The following is a 3,325-nucleotide window of genomic DNA, read 5'->3' as shown; positions in this document are numbered from 1 at the left end:
GTTGGTTGCGGGAGCAGGATTTGAACCTGCGACCTTCAGGTTATGAGCCTGACGAGCTACCGGGCTGCTCCATCCCGCGCCAAACGGGGGATGACAAGGTGAATGGGTTCTTCCGATGCACAAGCTTCAATGCCTGGCGACGACCTACTCTTCCATCGCTTAAGCGATAGTACCATCGGCGCTGTCTGGTTTCACGGCCGAGTTCGGGATGGGATCGGGTGGGTCACAGACGCTATAGCCACCAAGCAATGAAGCTTGTGCAGCGGAAGTTTTTCAAACCGTGCGATTGATCAAGGCTGATGAACATCCATCCAACGAAGCGTTGGTTGCTCATCAAACTGATGTTTGATGGATGGCCAGTGCTGTCGTTGATGGTGGGACTCATCAAGTGCGAATAGGACAATTAGGACCGGTTAGCTCCACACGTTACCGCGCTTCCACATCCGGCCTATCAAGGTCGTGGTCTTCGACCGTCCTAAGAAATCTTATCTCGAGGGAGGCTTCCCGCTTAGATGCTTTCAGCGGTTATCCCGTCCATACATAGCTACCCTGCTGCGCCGTTGGCACGACGACAGGTACACCAGAGGTATGTTCAACCCGGTCCTCTCGTACTAGGGTCAACTCCTCTCAAATTTCGACGCCCACGGCAGATAGGGACCAAACTGTCTCGCGACGTTCTGAACCCAGCTCACGTACCACTTTAATTGGCGAACAGCCAAACCCTTGGGACCTGCTCCAGCCCCAGGATGTGATGAGCCGACATCGAGGTGCCAAACAACCCCGTCGATATGAGCTCTTGGGGGTTATCAGCCTGTTATCCCCGGCGTACCTTTTATCCGTTGAGCGATGGCCCTTCCACGAGGGACCACCGGATCACTATGACCGACTTTCGTCTCTGCTCGACTTGTCAGTCTCGCAGTCAGGCTGGCTTATGCCATTGCACTCTAACAGTCGGTTTCCAACCGACCTGAGCCAACCTTCGCGCGCCTCCGTTACTCTTTAGGAGGCGACCGCCCCAGTCAAACTACCCGCCACAGAGGGTCCCAGAACCGGATAACGGTTCGTGGTTAGACATCAGAAAACAACAGGGTGGTATTTCACCTATGGCTCCACACCGGCTGGCGCCAATGCTTCAAAGCCTCCCACCTATGCTACACAGTTCTTTCCTAATGCCACTCTGAAGCTGCAGTAAAGGTGCACGGGGTCTTTCCGTCTAACCGCGGGTACTCCGCATCTTCACGGAGAATTCAATTTCGCTGAGCATGTCCTGGAGACAGTGGGGAAGTCGTTACGCCATTCGTGCAGGTCGGAACTTACCCGACAAGGAATTTCGCTACCTTAGGACCGTTATAGTTACGGCCGCCGTTTACCTGGGCTTCATTTCGGAGCTTGCACCCCTCCACTTAACCTTCAGGCACCGGGCAGGCGTCAGGCCCTATACGTCGTCTTGAAGCCGACTTAGCAGAGCCCTGTGTTTTTGCTAAACAGTCGCTACCCCCTGGCCTGTGCCCCCTGCTACTGCTTGCGCAATAACAGGGCCTCCTTCTTCCGAAGGTACGGAGGCAATTTGCCGAGTTCCTTCAGGACACTTCTCTCAAGCGCCTTGGTATACTCTACCTGACCACCTGTGTCGGTTTCGGGTACGGTCTATACGGTGGGGCTATTTCCCGGGACAGCTTCGAAGCATGCTCAATCCGTTAAGAGCATACAACACACACCATCCGTCACACACCACCAGGCCCACGAATATTAACGTGGTTCCCATCGACTACCCCCTTCGGGCTCGTCTTAGGGGCCGGCTCACCCTGCGCGGATTAGCCTTGCGCAGGAACCCTTGGTCTTTCGGCGAAAGGGCATCTCACCCTTTTTATCGCTACTCATGTCTGCATTCGCACTTCCGATACCTCCACGACCCATTACCAGATCGCTTCACAGGCTTACGGAACGCTCCGCTACCGCGTGTAGTAAACTACACACCCTAAGCTTCGGTGCACGTCTTGAGCCCCGTTACATCTTCGCCGCAGGAACCCTTATTTAGACCAGTGAGCTGTTACGCTTTCTTTAAAGGATGGCTGCTTCTAAGCCAACCTCCTGGTTGTTTTGGGATTCCCACATGCTTTCCCACTTAGACGTGACTTGGGGACCTTAGCTGTAGGTCAGGGCTGTTTCCCTTTTGACGACGGACCTTAGCACCCGCCGTCTGTCTCCCGGATATCACTCCTAGGTATTCGGAGTTTGGTTAGAATTGGTAGATCTCGCGACCCCCGCATCCATCCAGTGCTCTACCCCCTAGGGTGTTCATCCGAGGCACTACCTCAATAGTTTTCGCGGAGAACCAGCTATTTCCCGGCTTGATTGGCCTTTCACCCCTAAACACAACTCATCCGGTAACTTTTCAACGTTAATCGGTTCGGACCTCCAGTGCGTGTTACCGCACCTTCATCCTGGTCATGCCTAGATCGCCGGGTTTCGGGTCTAATACACCAAACTCATTCGCCCTATTCAGACTCGCTTTCGCTGCGCCTACACCTATCGGCTTAAGCTTGCTTGGTACATTAAGTCACAGACCCATTATGCAAGAGGTACGCTGTCACCCCATAAAGAGGCTCCAACTGCTTGTAGGCATTCGGTTTCAGGTACTGTTTCACTCCCCTCATCGGGGTGCTTTTCACCTTTCCCTCACGGTACTAGTTCGCTATCGGTCGCATACGAGTATTTAGGCTTAGAGGGTGGTCCCCCTATATTCAGACAGGATTACACGTGTCCCGCCCTACTCAAGTCCTGATACATCACTTTCGCATACGGGGCTGTCACCCGCTATGGCGTATCTTTCCAGATACTTCTGCTAGTTGAATATCAGGCACTGGCCTGGTCCGCGTTCGCTCGCCACTACTAACGGAATCTCGGTTGATGTCTTTTCCTCCGGGTACTGAGATGTTTCAGTTCTCCGGGTTCGCTTCACGAAGCCTATTTTATTCAGCTAAGTGATACCTTTTTCCAATTACCCCGATCGTCATTGCTGGCGGTCGAGATAATCGGATTAGGTGGGTTTCCCCATTCGGAAATCGTCGGGTCAAAGGTTGCTCACACCTCACCGACGCTTATCGCAGCGTGCCACGTCCTTCATCGCCTGTATGCGCCAAGGCATCCACCAAATGCCCTTACCTCACACTTGAGAGTCCACACCACCAACGACAACACTGGATCGGTCCTAAGACCGACACGAAACTCGGCAGAGCAGTGTGTCGCAGTATCTTGGTGTGGATGTTCATTTCTCAGCCTTGTTGGAAGCGCCCCATCTTAGCGGTCAACCAGATGGAACTTG

General features: G+C 53.6%; 1 tRNA gene and 2 rRNA genes. All 3 read right to left on the bottom strand.

The features are described from left to right. Window positions 1-2 precede the first annotated feature (2 nt). Window positions 3-79 (bottom strand) — tRNA-Met (locus AAHM44_RS24770). Window positions 80-131: 52 nt separating this feature from the next. After that, window positions 132-246: ribosomal RNA gene (gene rrf / locus AAHM44_RS24765) — 5S ribosomal RNA — on the bottom strand. Between the two features lie 137 nt (window positions 247-383). Next, window positions 384-3,175: ribosomal RNA gene (locus AAHM44_RS24760) — 23S ribosomal RNA — on the bottom strand. Window positions 3,176-3,325 lie beyond the last annotated feature (150 nt).

Source organism: Sphingomonas sp. OTU376 (assembly GCF_038440415.1).
In the GTDB taxonomy this organism is placed as follows: domain Bacteria; phylum Pseudomonadota; class Alphaproteobacteria; order Sphingomonadales; family Sphingomonadaceae; genus Sphingomonas; species Sphingomonas kyeonggiensis_A.
Note: the sequence above shows the minus strand (reverse complement) of the source record. Positions and strands in the feature narration are given on the sequence as shown.